Below are 14297 nucleotides of genomic sequence, written 5' to 3' on the forward strand. Positions count from 1 at the left end.
GCCAACCGCAAAAAGGAACGCCCATGAACGAAGTGCTCTGGCGCCCGAGCAAGGCGCGTATTCAGGCCAGTCGGATGGATGCCTTTCGCCGGCAGGTCAATCAGCAGTTTGGCCTTGCGCTCAGCAACTACGCCGACCTGCACCGCTGGAGCATCGAACAGCGTCCCGCGTTCTGGCAAACCCTTGCCGACTACTTCCAGGTGCGCTGGCAGCAGCCGGCCACCCAGGTGCTCGACGAAGGCCCGCAGATGCCCGATGCGCGCTGGTTCCCCGGCGCCACTCTGAACTTTGCCGAACACCTGCTGCGCCGTCGCGATACTCATCCGGCATTGATCGTCGTGCGTGAAGACGGTGAGCAACGGGTCATCAGCCATGCCGAGCTGGCCGCACAGGTGGCCGGCCTGCAACGCAGTTTCAAGGCTGCAGGCATCGGCGTTGGCGACCGGGTTGCCGCCTGCATGCCGAACACCTGGCAAACCCTGGTGGCAATGCTGGCCTGCACCAGCCTTGGGGCGATCTGGTCGTGCTCGTCGCCCGAGTTCGGCACCCACGGCATCATCGACCGCTTCGGCCAGATCGAGCCAAAGCTGCTGATGATCTGCGCCGGTTACCAATACGCCGGCAAACAGATCGATCAAGTCGACAAGATCAACCAGGTACTGGCACAACTGCCGACCCTGCAACACCTGCTGGTGGTGCCCTACACCCGCGCGCACACCCGCACCGATGAATTCAACAGTCAGGCCCGGGTCAGCCTCTGGGACGACTTCTACCAATCCGGCGGCGAACCCCAGTTCACCCCGCTACCGTTCAATCACCCGCTGTACATCCTCTATTCCAGCGGCACCACCGGCGTGCCCAAGTGCATTGTCCACAGCGCCGGCGGCGTGTTGCTGCAGCACCTCAAGGAGCACGGCCTGCACAACGACCTGGGCAATGATGACGTGCTGTTCTACTACACCACCTGCGGCTGGATGATGTGGAACTGGCTGGTCAGCGGCCTGGCCGTGGGGGCAACCCTGGTGCTGTACGACGGCTCGCCTTTTCATCCGGGCCCCGAACGCCTGCTCGACCTGATCGACAGCGAGCGCATCAGCGCATTCGGCACCAGCGCCAAGTACCTGGCGGCCCTGGAACAAGCCGGCCTGCAGCCACGCCTGAGTCATCGCCTGGACTCGCTGAAGTTGCTGCTGTCGACCGGCTCGCCGTTGTCGCCGGAAAGCTACGACTACGTCTACCGCGAATTCAAGCGCGACCTGTGCCTGGCGTCGATGTCGGGCGGTACCGATATTGTCTCTTGCTTCGTTATCGGCAACCCGCTGTTGCCGGTGCGCCGCGGCCAGATCCAGTGCAAGAGCCTGGGCATGGCGGTTGAGGTCTGGGATGACGCGGGTCATGCGCTGATTGGTGAAAAAGGCGAACTGGTCTGCACCCGGCACTTCCCGGCCATCCCCCTGGGTTTCTGGAATGACCCGCAAGGCGAACGCTTCCATGCCGCTTACTTCAGCCAGTTCCCCGGGGTCTGGGCCCAGGGCGATTATGCCGAGGAGCTGGCCGATGGCGGCATGTTGATCCATGGCCGCTCGGACGCGGTGTTGAATCCAGGCGGCGTGCGCATCGGCACGGCGGAAATCTACCGCCAGGTCGAGAAGATCCATGAGGTGGTCGAAAGCGTCGCCATCGGCCAGCGCTGGCATAACGATGTGCGCGTGGTACTGTTCGTGCGCCTGCGCGACGGCCTGCAACTGGATGACGCCTTGCAGGCACGCATCCGTCAGGTGATTCGCAGCAACACCACGCCGCGCCATGTGCCGGCAGTGATCGCGGCCGTGACGGACATCCCCCGTACTATCAGCGGCAAGATCGTTGAACTGGCGATACGCAACGTGGTGCACGGCGAGCCGGTGAAGAACACCGATGCCCTGGCCAACCCCGAGGCCCTGGGGCAATTTCGTGACCGCGAAGAATTGCGCGATCAGGCATAATGCGCGGTTTTTACCCTTTGCGAAGGTAGGTTGAGATGAAAGCACAGGCCCGGCATATTCTGGTCAAGACCGCTGAAGAGGCCGAACAGCTCAAGCAACGCATCGCCAAGGGCGAGGCATTCGATGTGCTGGCCAAGAAGTACTCCACGTGCCCGTCAGGCAAGCGCGGCGGCGACCTGGGCGAAGTGCGGCCGGGGCAGATGGTCGGCGCCATCGACCAGGTCATTTTCAAGAAACCGCTGCGTACCGTGCACGGCCCGATCAAGAGCAAGTTCGGCTATCACCTGGTGCAGGTGTTCTACCGCGATTAAAGGCTGTCGCGGCGCCGCTGCGAGCGTTGATTACGCTGATCTTCAAGGTCATTGCGCAGGCCGACGATCAGGTTGGAAATCGCCCGGCTGCTGGTCAGTTGCTCGGCACTGATGCCGGTGACCAACAGGTCGACCCGCTCGCAGCTGCGGTCGAACACCCGCACGGTCAGTGAACGGTCGGCGGCCAGGGTGCACTGGCAGCGGGTGGGTAAAAAACTGCTTTCTATGATGTTGCGCAACTCCAGGGTCGAGAGCATCGGTACGTCTCCTTGGCAGGTGGCGGACAGCGGTTCCGTGTTGCCCGGTCCAGCTGCAAGACTAGGTCATATTTCCCAATCGAATCAGACCCTTTCACTATAAGCACCTGAGGCTTTTGCCGGCTGCGGGGCAGTAGCGGCCATTCGCCACCTAGCATTTTTGCCAGTTGTCGATATTTCTGTTTGCTCTATACATCAACGCAGACCCCGTCCAGCGCTCACAGGGAAGCTGGATCTGCAGTGGTCAGCGCCCTGTATGGAAATGGAGCCTGCCTGATGCGAGCCTCGCTTATCGTGGTACTTAGCGCCCTGCCTTTGACTGCCTTGGCACAAAACCTTGTTGTCGGCCAAGGCCAGACTCTAGGCGCCCAGGTCCAGACATCGGGAATCGATGACTTTCGCATGACCGGCGGGACTATCCAGTCGCTGGCTCAAGGCGACGGTCTTGATACCTTTTTCATGTCTCAGGGATGGATCATCAATTTCTTCGAAGACGGTGACTTTGCAATCTTCACGGGCGGACGTATTGGCCGCGTCAACATGAAGCTGGACGACAACACCTTCGACATGTCCGGCGGCACCATCGACGGTAATCTGGTCACCGGCTTTGGCAACGACACCATTATCCTCAGCGGCGGCACCATCGGCGGCAACATCAGCACCAGTGGCGGCACCGACACGTTCACCATCACCGGCGGCGAGCTGCTGGGCAACCTGCTCGCCAGTGTCGGCAACGACGTGCTTACCTGGCAAGGCGGCGGGGTGATTCACGGCACGGTGGACATGGGCGGTGACAATGACCAGGCCACGTTGAGCGGCCTGGATGCCAGCGTCCTGAACATCACGGTCAACGGTGGCGCCGGCCAGGACACCCTGACCTTCGACAACAGCAAGCCTGCCGGTGGCGCCCTCTATACCAACTGGGAAACGTTCAACCTCAACAACGGCAGTGCCTTCACCCTCAATGACTCCCTGACTCTTGGCGACGCCGCCAGTGCTAGCGGCGTGGTGAACATCGATGCCAGCAGCAGCCTGGTATCGCAAACGGGTGTTATCAGCCCGTTCACCGCCGGACAGCCTGTCACCGTGACCAACGCCGGGCTGATCGACCTCAGCAGTGGCGGCAATGCCCAAGGCAGCCTGACTATCAACGGCAACTACACCGGCAACGGCGGCACGCTTGCACTCAACACGGTGCTGGCCGGCGATGACGCGCCTTCCGATCACCTGGTGGTAAACGGTGGGCTGATTTCCGGCTCGACCAATCTGCTGATCAATAACTTTGGAGGTACCGGGGCCGCCACTAACGTCAACGGTATTCCCGTGGTGATCGCCGCCAATGGCGCTACCAGTACCAATGGAGCATTTGTTCAGACCCAGGTACTGTCAGCTGGTGCCTTCGATTATCGCCTGGTCAAGGGCGGCTCCACTGCCGGTAGTGAGCAGAGCTGGTTTCTGGTCTCGAGTATCACCGCCCCGCCCGCGCCGCCGCCGGTGGATCAACCTCCTCCGGTCGACCAGCCGCCACCGGTAGTGCCACCGGCAGTTACCCCGCCGGTATTGGCTCCCGCACCCAATCAACCCGTCCTGTCCATTCCTCCGGCTGGCCAGAGCCTGGTGATCTACCGCCCGGCAGTACCGGTATATGCTGTCGCGCCGCGGGCCGCCGCGCTGGTATCGCGATTCAACCTGGGCACCTTCCACCAGCGCCACGGCGACCAGACGTCGCTCCGGGAGCAAGGTGCTTTCTCAGCCAGTTGGGGCCAGGCATATGGCTATAACTTTCACCAGCGCTGGTCCGGCACGGTAAGCCCGAGCCTGGATGGCAATCTCTACGGCTTCAAGGTCGGGCAGGACCTCTACGCGCAGGTCAGCGAAAGCGGCTACCGCCAGCATATCGGCTTTTACGTCAGCCACAGCCGCCTGGACGGCGACGTCAAGGGCTATGCCCAGGGCATCCAGGACCGCTCGGTTGGCGACCTGAAGCTGGACGGCGACAGTGTCGGTGCCTACTGGACCCTGATCGCTCCCCTGCAGTGGTATGTTGATGCAGTGGTGCAATACACCGACCTTGATGGCCGCGCCCGCACCGATCGAGGCGATAAGCTCGACCTGGACGGCGATGCCTGGACCGGCTCGCTCGAATTCGGCTACCCCTTCCTGCTGTCGACGGCCTGGACACTGGAGCCCCAGGCACAGTTGATTGCCCAGAAAGTGTCACTCAAAGGCCAACGTGATCAGGTATCCAAGGTTGACTTTGACAGTGATACCGAGCTGACCGGTCGCCTCGGGCTGCGCCTGGAGGGTGACTTCAAGGCGCAAACCGCAGACTGGCGTCCTTTCCTGCAAGCCAACATCTGGCACGTTGACGGTGGCCAGGACACTGTGACCTTTGATGATAGCGACAAGATCGAGACCGATTTCAAAGGCACTTCACTGGAAATCGAAGCTGGTCTCGTCGCCCAACTGACCAGTAATTTCGCGGTTCAGTTCAGCCTCAACCATCGTCGCAACCTCGATAGCTCGCAACTGGAAGGCACTGGCGCTAACGCCGGTGTGCGCTTCAGTTTCTAAGCCCGCCGCGCTGCCAGCAAGCCAATCCCGGCGCAGCTGAGCAGCGTGGCACTGACCCGATTGAACAGCCGCCGCGGCCCGGGCTGGTTGAACCAGCGCTGCAGGTAGGCGCCCAGCCAGGCGTAGATGGCGATGGCCAGCCACTCCAGCAGCAGGAACATACCGCCCAGCCAGGTGAACTGTTCGGCCACCGGCAGCGGGCTGCCGACGCTGATGAACTGCGGCAAAAAGGCAGTGAAGATCAGAATCGCCTTGGGGTTGCCGGCCGCCACCCAGAACTCCTGGCGCGCCAGGCGCAGCGTACCGCGGCGGCGTTCGCTGACCAGCGCCGCCTCGCCCACAGGTGCCCGCCATAACTGCCAGGCGATGTAGAACAGGTACGCAGCGCCCAGCACCTTGATGGCCAGGAACAGGTACTCGCTGGTATGCAGCACCACCGCCAGGCCCATGGCCGCCAGCACGATCATCCCGGCAAAGGCGAACAACCGGCCAATCCCCGCCACACAGGCCGTTCGCAGGCCATACCGGCTGGCATTGTTCAGCGACAACAGGTTGTTCGGCCCGGGGGCCATGTTCAGGGCAAAGCAGGCCGGGATGAACAGGGCCAGGGTGGTCAGGTCCATGGGGGCGCTCCGGTGGCAAAGAACACAAGGTTCCGCTCGCCGCTGTACCCGCGTCAAGGTACAGCTGGACGGCAAAACTGTGCAGCCCCTGGCGGGCCATGCAGTGATAGACTTCTGGCCACGTTTTCATCGGCTCCTGCACATGCCCCAGCCAACTGACGCCGCCCGTACAGCGTTCTGGCGCGACCCGGCCTTGCCCTATATCGAAAGCCGCCGCGCCTGCGACAGCCGTGCCTGCTACAAGGCGCACAGCCATCCAACGTTCTCCATTGGCGCGGTCGATCAGGGCAGCAGTGTGTTTAGCGGCGCGAACAAAGCGCAAACACGCCTTCACCCTGGCACGCTGGTGTTCGTTCCGGCGCACTGCGTGCATGCCTGCAACCCCGAACCCGGGCTGAGCTGGAGTTACCAGATGATCCATCTGGACGCCGCCTGGCTGCAGACCTTGCGCCTGGAGTCGGCACTGGCGGCGCAGGTAGAGGGAACGCCGGCGCACGTCACGTGCAACCGGTCGACCTACGCCCGTTTTACCCGGCTCAACGATCTGTTGTTCTCTGCGGCCAGTGCCCATGAGAAAGAAGCCGCTTTGTTCGCGTTCATTGGCGATCACTACAGCCCGCCAACCCAGACCTTGTCGCCGCCACCGCAACGCCTTGAGCACAACCTTGAAGCGTTGCTCCAACGGCTTGCCCAGGAAGACGCCCGCAGCGTGTCGCTGGGCGAACTGGCGGACAGCGTCGGCATGGGCCGATACCAACTGATCCGGGCGTTCCGTGCCGCGACCGGCCTTACCCCCCATGCCTGGCAATTGAACCTGCGCATCAACCGCGCGCGCCAGTGGTTGCGCAAGGGCCAGGACATGGCTGACATCGCCTATCGCCTGGGCTTTGCCGACCAGAGCCACTTCCAGCGCGTGTTCAAGGCCCACACCGGCGTAACACCTGGGCTGTACCGCGGCTGAACACGCAATTTCGTTCAATACAGGCCCCTTGCACGGCACCGACAATCAGCCCCCCTCTCGCTGAAGAAGTCCGTCATTCATGGAGCAGTTTCTGATCGTGGCGGCAGCGCATTTTCTTGCCCTGCTGTCCCCCGGACCTGATTTTTTCCTGGTTGCGCGCACCTCGATGAGCGCCGGCTGGCTAAAGGCGACCGGCGCCTGCCTGGGTATCGCCCTGGCCAACGGCGTGTTCATTCTTGCCGCTTTCAGCGGAGTCTCGGCGCTGCGCCCGGACAGTGCGCTGTTCGTCGCCATCCAACTGGCCGGTTGCGCCTACCTGCTGTACATCGGCGTGTTGTTCATTCGCCATGCCGGAAGTACTTCGCTGATTCAGGTAACCGCAGCGAATGACGGGCTGGCGAGCCCCTGGATTCAGGGTTTGCTGATGGGCTTTGTGTCCGGCATTCTCAACCCGAAAAACGCCCTGTTCTATGTCAGCCTGGCAAGCATGGTCAGTGGCAGCCACACCAGCCTGGGCTGGAAGCTGGTCTACGGCCTGTGGATGTTCAGCGCCGTGCTGCTGTGGGATGTTCTGGTCGCCGCAGCCATCGGCAACCTGCGAGTACGCCGGCGCTTTTCCCGGGCACTGCCGTGGCTTGAGCGGGTGTCCGGCGCCGTGCTGATCTTATTGGCACTGGCAGTGATCATTCACCTGGGCTGGCGCTGAGCGCGGTCAGGCTGGCCAGGTCCAGCAGGCTGAACTGGCCGCTGGCCCAGCCACCGGTATCGATATGCCATATATTGCCCAGCACCTTTACTTGCCGCTGGGGGGTATGGCCGACAATCAATGCGCGCAGCCCGTCGATGGGCGTGACATCGCCGACATACAGGCGCTTACGCGACCATTGGCAGACCTCCTGGACCTCGCTCGGCGGGGTGCTCGCCAGTTGCTCACGCAAGTCGGCCCAACGGCGGTAAGGGCTATCGGCATGCAGCAGGCCGATCAGCCCCCCTGCGGTTTCGACCTCGATTGCCAGTGGCATGCGCCGAAAGCGTTCGGCAAAGCGCACCTGTTCAGCCTCGCTCAGGGCCAGGAACCAGCCGCCGCCCGCTGCGCGGTACTGGCTGTAATCAAGCAGGCCGCCATCAACGTGGGTGATCGCCAGCGCCTCGTGATTGCCTTGCACGGCGTGGAACCAGGGTTGCGCCAGCCACTGCAGCGCCTGCGGGCACTCTGGCCCGCGGTCGACCAGGTCGCCAACGCTGAACAGGCGGTCCACCGCCGGATCGAAACCGATCGCCGTCAGCCGTTCCTGCAGGCGCGAGAAATACCCGTGGATGTCACCCACGGCGATGTCCCTGCCGCGCCGATTGGCGGTGAATCGCTCGATCCTGCGCACTACCCACTCCTCTGCTTTCAATCGCCACAGGCGTACAATGAAGCCTGTGCAGCGAACTGCGCAAGGCTGCACCTGGAGGTGAATCATGCGCCCTGCCCTGACCTTGGCCACATTGAGCCTGGTGGCCTTCAACAGCCTGGCGCAAACCGCGGCCACGCCCAACGTTGAAGTCACCTTCGACAAACCCGAACACTTTCGCGACGCCAGCCTGGACAGCAACGGCTACCAACGCGGCGCCGATGCTTACGTCATGAAGGAGCTGAGCGCCTACCTGGTCAAACTGGGCCAACGCTACCTGCCCGCGGGCCAGACCCTGCGCATCGACATCCGCGACATCGACCTGGCCGGGCACTACGAGCCTTGGCGCAGCAATGCCTACTCGGTACGGATCCAGCGCGACGTCACCTGGCCCAGTATCGACCTGCACTACACCCTGTCGCAACCCGGCCAGGTGCTCAGCCAGGCCGACGCGCACCTGAGCGACAAGTTCTACCTGCAGCGCCCGGGCCGGCGCGCCGACACCGACCGCCTGTATGCCGAGAAGGCCATGCTCCAGGAGTGGTTTCGCAAGCAGTTCAGCGTGCAGCAACAGACCTCGGGCTTTTAGCCAACTCCAGTGGGTCTGTGTATGCCAAACCTGTGGAAGCGGGACTTGCCCGCGATCGACCGCGCAGCGGTCGTAGTTCAGGCAACACAGAATGTACAGGCTGCAACAGCCTCAGGCACAGCTGTCATGCTCGCCAATTTCCGGCCGTCCGATGATGACTGCAAGCACGGATGCTTATGCACAAAACCACCCGCCCCCGGGATAGCCACACCCTGAGCCTCCTCGCCCTTGCCTTCGCCGCGCTGACTATGGATGACGCTGTTGGTCACCAGAGAGTAGCGCCGAACCTGCCCGTGCCCAAGCGGTCCAATCCTAAGAGCCTGTTGTCAAGCAACAGTGCCGAGGAGGATACCAATGGTCACCCACTACAAGACCGCCGGCCACCTTGCTTGCGGTCACCACGGCAAGAACCTGGTCACGACCACCGAACTCAATCGGGTCAAATGCCGCAGCTGTCGCAACACCGAGGCGTTCAAGACTGCCCGCAAGGACCAGCGCAATGCCGCACGGCGCAGCGCACGCAAGGCCAGAACTCAACACACCGGCACTGACTGGCGCAGCGCCTGGGTCGAGCGCCTGAGCGCCCTGCCCGGCCGGCAGCGTTTGCCACGCGGGTTCGCCGGCCAAGGCTTCGTCTGAGGCAAGCCTTTACCTGGCGCGGATCAAGCGCTTGAGGGCGATGGGCGCGATAAATCGGTGAAACGGCGCGACCGGCAGCATGTACAACCGGCCGAGACGATTGTGGGTGTGCACCACGGTGGACACCACGATCTCGCGGCGGTTGTCGGCGTTCAAGGGTAGCCGCAGCAACGAGATGTAGACGTCCAGGTGCTTGTCGCGGTCGACCAGCAGCACTTCATCCGGGCTATTGCTGATCAGGGTGAAAATCCCGACGCGCTCATTGACCTGGTAAGACGCCTCGTCGCGCTGAAGGTCGACTCTCGACAAACGCCCCAGGTCTTTCAGGCCGCACAGTCGAACCAGGCGATTGCGCAGCACCATAAGGTTGTCGATCCAGCGCGGCATGCTGCTCATCAACGTCAGAAAATGCCCCAGCGCCGAGCGTTCGATATTGCCGACTGCGGCTCGGTGGGCGTCAACGAAGTCGGCGCCGGGCAGTTGCGGGTGGATCTGCGAGTTGGCAGGTACAGCACAGGCATTGATCGGTTGGTTCATCTGCAAGTGCCCTTACTGGCAGTTTCGCATTCCCAGGTTCTCGCTGAAACGTAACAGGTAGCCATCCGGGTCCTGGATGAGGAAGTTGCGCTGACCGTTCAGGCGGTCGTTACTGCGGTACCAATGCGCCTCGACCGCCCGGCGCAAGGGGTACCCCGCTGTTTCGAAGGCATCTGCCAGGTCCTGGGCGTTATCGCACAGTATCTGCAGATTGAGGCCTCGTCCGAACGGTTGTTCCAGCGGTTCCACGCGCCAGGGCGAGTCGCTGTGCCAATCCTGCTCCAGCATCAGCTGACTTTGGCCAAACGACAGGAAGGCGAATTTGTCTTCAGGGCGCTGGTATTCCAGGGTGAAACCCGCGGTGCTGCAGTAGAACTGCAGACTGCGCTGCAGGTCGCTTACGATCAGTTCGGGCACCAGGGCGTTCATCGTGAACATCGGGATCTCCATGGCAGGTTCAGGGGCCAAGCTGCGCGAGTCTACAACAGCGCGGCATCAGTATCACCCCTCCTTTTTCCTTGCTTGCGATCGGCTTCAGCCCGTTTCGGCGGGCTCTCTGTTGCAGTGGCATTCACAATCCTTTCACAAGCCAGGGTGCATAGTCTTGCCACTCCTCGTGACACCTTTGGCCCGCCTTCCTCTGCGGGCTTTTCTTTGCCAGGATGATGGGCTAAGTGCCCTGCCTTGAACGCTCGACAGCACGGGCAAGGAAGAACTGACGGGAGATCTCAGTCGGTTGCGCGACACCGGACACCCCAAAGCACTCCAAAAGCGATATTCGGCAACATCATCATCGCGAACATGCCCCAAAACCTCGTTTCAGCACACTGGGCTGGTGCACTACTCAAAGGAGATGAAATGGCATGAAAGATCAATCTGGCCCTATCCCACTTGTTATCCTTGACGTCCAAGATGCCATTGATCGGCCGAACTGGGATGGCAAAAATAATCCTGACTATTTGCTGGTCATCCTACGCCTTCTCAATCACTGGCGATTGATCGGTTGGCCGGTTCTTCACGTGAAGCACGATGAGCAGACTCCTACATCCAGCTATTACGTCCATGGCCCATGGAATGGCATTAAGAAGGACGTCGCCCCTATAAAGGGAGAAACCATCATCACCAAACAGGAAAACTGCGCTTTCATTGGCACCGAACTAGACGCCATTCTTAAACGGATGCAGGTTACGCGATTGGTGCTGACGGGTGTTGTCATTCACAACAGCATGGATGCCACAGTCCGTGCGGGAAAAGCACTCGGATACAGCATCATCCTTCCCTCAGACGCCACGACAGCTGTGCCCGTCATTGGGGCGCATGGAAAGTCATGGGACGCCATAACTGTCCATGAATTGACCTTGGCTATATTGGGTGATGAGTATGCCGATGTCATGTCATCGGATGAAGTGGTCGCTCAGTTCACCCTATGAAGTTATCTGCCGCCATGCACGGCGTGGGTTGACTATTCTCTGCGACTTCTCTTCCACCCTGAATAGGTCATGGCGACACCAATAACCAGAAGAGAAATCACGGGAATATCAATTCTCTTCGACCTCAGAAAAAAGTTTATGGCCATCCCTGTCCCGGCCAGCAAAAGCAGAAGACCAGATACAAATGAGGAGCGATTAAAAGCCTTGTCCATAGCGAACTTCTCCTAAAACGTTACGCATTGATTGGGGCTGATCGCTTGACGCGCAGGGCCTTTAATCCAAGCGTTGGTATAGAGCCAATGTGCCGGGCGAACGAGTAAAAATTAACCGAGGCTTTGCCCGGAATCTTTAGGACAAGCCTGAAAAATTCAAAAAGTACCTGTCTTGCGATGAGCGACGGACAGCCGAACCACTTGCGTCCCCCTATCCATGGCAGCGGCGAGACTCCATTCCAGACCAAGGCAACCATCCGTGGCCATGAACTGGAGGGCAGTGTCAGGGCGGCCTGTGGGTGTCGGAGCGCGAGTGGCTGGGGCGTAGCCATGATCGCCACAATCGCCCCGCCGTGAAGTACGCGGCGGCCATGGCCACGTCCACTGGTCAGCCTGGGGCGTGTATTGCGCAAACAAGCGTCTACTAGTGGTCATGCCCCCTGGCTCTACAAACAAGAAGCCAATCGAGGTGTGCCACCCATGAGACGCATCCAGAAGATCACCCAGCAGCGCCGTCGGCAACTGCATGTTCACTTGCCGCCAAGCGGATTAAAGGAGGCGTCACATGGCGATGGACCAGGCCGAGCGCGACCGGCGCAGGTGCGAGAAGTCCGCGAAGCTGCAGGAAGAAGACCTGCGCTTGAAGGTTCGACCAGGGACTAAGCAGGCCCTAGAATGGGTCAGGCTGATATCCGGCCAGATTTTCATTCAGAGACGAAGCTATCTCCTTCGCCTTTTCAATGCTTGTACCTGGGCGACGCTCAAAAGTCAGCGGCGCTTTCGGAAACGTTGGGATTTCATCAAGCGCCTCCCCGCTCTGGGAGGGAATACCATTTCCGCTTTCCTTAACGATGAATTTGACACGAGTCTTGTAGGCCATTCTCGCTCCTTGACCCGGCCCCATGCCGATCCCCCGTAATACCCCATCCCAAACCACATTGCCACCATGCCGCATCCGGCCACGGAGGACGGCGCATGCATGGAGAAAGCCACGAGCTGCTACAACTGCGACTACGTTCGCCGCCACTACAATGTGCCGGCCGAGATCGAGCGCCGCGCAATTGCCAACGGCGAGCCTGGAGTGCTCATACGGCGAAATGGCCGAGAAGCTACCGCTGAAGGAATGGAAAGTCATCCCGCCCTGGTGCGACTGGTTCAACGTCGAACACTGGGTTGGCGACGACCACCACTGGGTGCAACAGGTATGGGGCGCGACGCGCTCGCAGGCGAAGTACCTGGCCTACCAAGAGTTGCAGGACAAGCAAGGCGATGTGTTACTTCAAAGCACGGCTTGCCTGCCCCTCGTCTGCTACCCGCCAGCACACTGGTATATCAGTCCTGATCTGTCAGCTCGCACACTCCATTCGCACCACCCTTGCCGGTGTACGACACATCGGGCGAGCCATCGGGCTTGATGGTGAGCGAGATAGTTACCCCGCTGCCTTTGGCCTCGAAATAGTTGTCGTTGAATTTCTTCAGCTTCGCCTCTTTGCCATTGATGTAGATCGGGCCGCCTTCATCGGCATGCACCTCAATGTTTCCTGGGCAAGTTGCATTCACCAGTGGGATGTCCGCATTGGCAATGCCGGCGACGGAAACCAGCAAAGCGCCCAACAGTAGCTGCTTCATCGAATCACCTGCTGCTTATCGACCAGGGACAGTCACCTGACGTAGAAGATGAATATTGATATCAATCTTCGTTATCCAAGGCAGTTGCTTATTCACCGCTCGCATCGCCAGGTAGGTCCTCGTTCTGTCCTTATCGAGCCGCCACTCTCCTCTCAGGATCTGTTGGACTAAGAACCTCGGAACTCCGTAGTAACCACACACGGGGCAATCAACTTCGACAAATACAGCAGCTGTAGACAGTGCCCTCGCCTTCTCACCGCAGATTAAGCATTCCATGCTTCACCCGTTGTTTGTGCCAAAAAATCTCAATTTTAGTCGCTTCTCAGCGAGGTATCTCCATGCCCACAGAAAACCGATCCAGCAACACCGAACAGATGGTCAGCGTGCCGTGCGATGAAGTTGAGCGTCTGCTGAAGCTGCTTCAGTACCAAGCCCATCTGTGCCGGTCCCCTCATGCTGAGTTCTGGCAGAGCCTGCTTGATGCCTTAGTCGCACAGCACCAGGGTGAGCCAGGGCCGTGGCGCAGGACCTGAGCGTGGCGGTCTCGCGCAACCTGGACACCGGCACACTCGCCTTCGCTAGCCGGATCAACCTGAGCGAATGGCGCGCCAATCCAGCGTCCCGCCAGTACATCTCGTTCATCAGGCCCAAGGGCGGACGGCGCGCTGTCGGGTATTTCCGCGACTTCATTGGCGTGACCGAGGGCGTCGACTCACCGGGCGAGACTCGCACCCTGCTCAAAGCGTTAAGCGACTTCGTAAAAGCCGAGGACCTGGCCGACGATGCCGCCAGCGAGAAGACCCACAACCTCGCGAACTACGCCCAAGCGCAGGACAAGGTCGGCGAGCCTATCAGGCTGGACGAACTGTCGGCGCTGCTGAACGAGGATGCCCCAAAGACCTTCGCCGACTTCATCAAGGCCGGCAACTACGGCCTGACCGAGAACTTCGTTCCGGACAAGCGCACCATCAACCAGTTCCGTCGCTACACCGGCCGTGCTGAAGGCATTTCGATCAGCTTCGACGCTCATCTGCTCGGCAAGAGCGTCGAGTTCAACCAGGCTAGCGCCAGCTTAACCATCAGGAACCTTCCGACACAGCTGGTTGACCAGCTCAAGCGCAAAGCTACTTAACAGTGCTCGCGTCAAACAACT

At 60.6% G+C, this 14297-nt stretch carries 16 protein-coding genes; 9 read left to right on the top strand and 7 right to left on the bottom strand.

Annotated features, from left to right (window positions below; translation table 11 throughout):
* Positions 1-23 precede the first annotated feature (23 nt).
* On the top strand, positions 24-1985 hold the full coding sequence (locus tag LOY45_RS13880) for an acetoacetate--CoA ligase (protein WP_258577836.1): 1962 nt from the start codon (positions 24-26) through the stop codon (positions 1983-1985).
* Between the two features lie 35 nt (positions 1986-2020).
* Complete coding sequence (locus tag LOY45_RS13885) at positions 2021-2296, top strand: peptidylprolyl isomerase (protein ID WP_007932676.1); 276 nt, start codon at positions 2021-2023, stop codon at positions 2294-2296.
* Here the strand turns inward: LOY45_RS13885 and LOY45_RS13890 are convergent.
* Entirely contained in the window at positions 2293-2553 is a 261-nt protein-coding gene (locus tag LOY45_RS13890) for a DUF1652 domain-containing protein (RefSeq protein ID WP_115086724.1), read from the bottom strand. The genes LOY45_RS13885 and LOY45_RS13890 overlap by 4 nt on opposite strands.
* Positions 2554-2829: 276 nt before the next feature.
* Between LOY45_RS13890 and LOY45_RS13895 the strand changes: the two genes are divergently transcribed.
* Positions 2830-5127 carry an autotransporter family protein gene (locus tag LOY45_RS13895; RefSeq protein WP_258577837.1) on the top strand — a complete coding sequence of 766 codons (2298 nt, stop codon included), beginning with the start codon at positions 2830-2832 and terminating at the stop codon, positions 5125-5127.
* On the opposite strand, the gene LOY45_RS13900 is transcribed toward LOY45_RS13895, so the two are convergent.
* Positions 5124-5750: a LysE family translocator gene (locus LOY45_RS13900; protein ID WP_115086726.1), complete on the bottom strand. Its 627-nt coding sequence runs from the start codon at positions 5748-5750 to the stop codon at positions 5124-5126. The two genes, LOY45_RS13895 and LOY45_RS13900, sit on opposite strands and share 4 nt — an antisense overlap.
* Positions 5751-5892: 142 nt before the next feature.
* Here LOY45_RS13900 and LOY45_RS13905 point away from each other — a divergent pair, with 142 nt between their 5' ends.
* The gene (locus LOY45_RS13905) at positions 5893-6711 is read left to right on the top strand and encodes an AraC family transcriptional regulator (protein WP_258577838.1); all 819 of its coding nucleotides are present in this window, start codon (positions 5893-5895) and stop codon (positions 6709-6711) included.
* 79 nt (positions 6712-6790) lie between these two features.
* Positions 6791-7417 (top strand): LysE family translocator, encoded by a 627-nt coding sequence (locus tag LOY45_RS13910; protein WP_233674112.1) that lies wholly within the window; start codon positions 6791-6793, stop codon positions 7415-7417.
* Here LOY45_RS13910 and LOY45_RS13915 read toward each other — a convergent pair.
* Positions 7395-8090 (bottom strand): metallophosphoesterase, encoded by a 696-nt coding sequence (locus tag LOY45_RS13915; protein ID WP_233674113.1) that lies wholly within the window; start codon positions 8088-8090, stop codon positions 7395-7397. The two genes, LOY45_RS13910 and LOY45_RS13915, sit on opposite strands and share 23 nt — an antisense overlap.
* An 85-nt stretch (positions 8091-8175) precedes the next feature.
* On the opposite strand from LOY45_RS13915, the gene LOY45_RS13920 reads away from it, so the two are divergent.
* A complete protein-coding gene (locus LOY45_RS13920) occupies positions 8176-8697 on the top strand; it encodes a DUF3016 domain-containing protein (protein ID WP_258577839.1) in 522 nt (173 codons plus the stop codon).
* A gap of 354 nt (positions 8698-9051) precedes the next feature.
* The gene (locus LOY45_RS13925; RefSeq protein ID WP_115086731.1) at positions 9052-9336 is read left to right on the top strand and encodes a hypothetical protein; all 285 of its coding nucleotides are present in this window, start codon (positions 9052-9054) and stop codon (positions 9334-9336) included.
* A 9-nt stretch (positions 9337-9345) separates the two neighbouring features.
* Here LOY45_RS13925 and LOY45_RS13930 read toward each other — a convergent pair whose 3' ends face one another.
* Both LOY45_RS13930 and LOY45_RS13935 read right to left on the bottom strand, forming a co-directional pair.
* Entirely contained in the window at positions 9346-9873 is a 528-nt protein-coding gene (locus tag LOY45_RS13930) for a DUF2867 domain-containing protein (RefSeq protein WP_258577840.1), read from the bottom strand.
* A gap of 12 nt (positions 9874-9885) precedes the next feature.
* Positions 9886-10311 (bottom strand): bleomycin resistance protein, encoded by a 426-nt coding sequence (locus tag LOY45_RS13935; protein WP_115086733.1) that lies wholly within the window; start codon positions 10309-10311, stop codon positions 9886-9888.
* A 425-nt stretch (positions 10312-10736) separates the two neighbouring features.
* Here LOY45_RS13935 and LOY45_RS13940 point away from each other — a divergent pair, with 425 nt between their 5' ends.
* Positions 10737-11303 carry an isochorismatase family protein gene (locus tag LOY45_RS13940; protein ID WP_134064960.1) on the top strand — a complete coding sequence of 189 codons (567 nt, stop codon included), beginning with the start codon at positions 10737-10739 and terminating at the stop codon, positions 11301-11303.
* Positions 11304-12185: 882 nt separating this feature from the next.
* On the opposite strand, the gene LOY45_RS13945 is transcribed toward LOY45_RS13940, so the two are convergent.
* Positions 12186-12395, bottom strand: a complete 210-nt coding sequence (locus LOY45_RS13945) for a hypothetical protein (protein ID WP_167458890.1) — start codon at positions 12393-12395, stop codon at positions 12186-12188.
* A 452-nt stretch (positions 12396-12847) separates the two neighbouring features.
* Positions 12848-13144 carry a hypothetical protein gene (locus LOY45_RS13955; RefSeq protein WP_115086738.1) on the bottom strand — a complete coding sequence of 99 codons (297 nt, stop codon included), beginning with the start codon at positions 13142-13144 and terminating at the stop codon, positions 12848-12850.
* Between the two features lie 517 nt (positions 13145-13661).
* Here LOY45_RS13955 and LOY45_RS13960 point away from each other — a divergent pair.
* Positions 13662-14276 (top strand): nucleoid-associated protein, encoded by a 615-nt coding sequence (locus tag LOY45_RS13960; RefSeq protein WP_258577842.1) that lies wholly within the window; start codon positions 13662-13664, stop codon positions 14274-14276.
* Positions 14277-14297: the final 21 nt, after the last annotated feature.

This window comes from Pseudomonas wadenswilerensis, from assembly GCF_024749185.1.
GTDB lineage: Bacteria > Pseudomonadota > Gammaproteobacteria > Pseudomonadales > Pseudomonadaceae > Aquipseudomonas > Aquipseudomonas wadenswilerensis.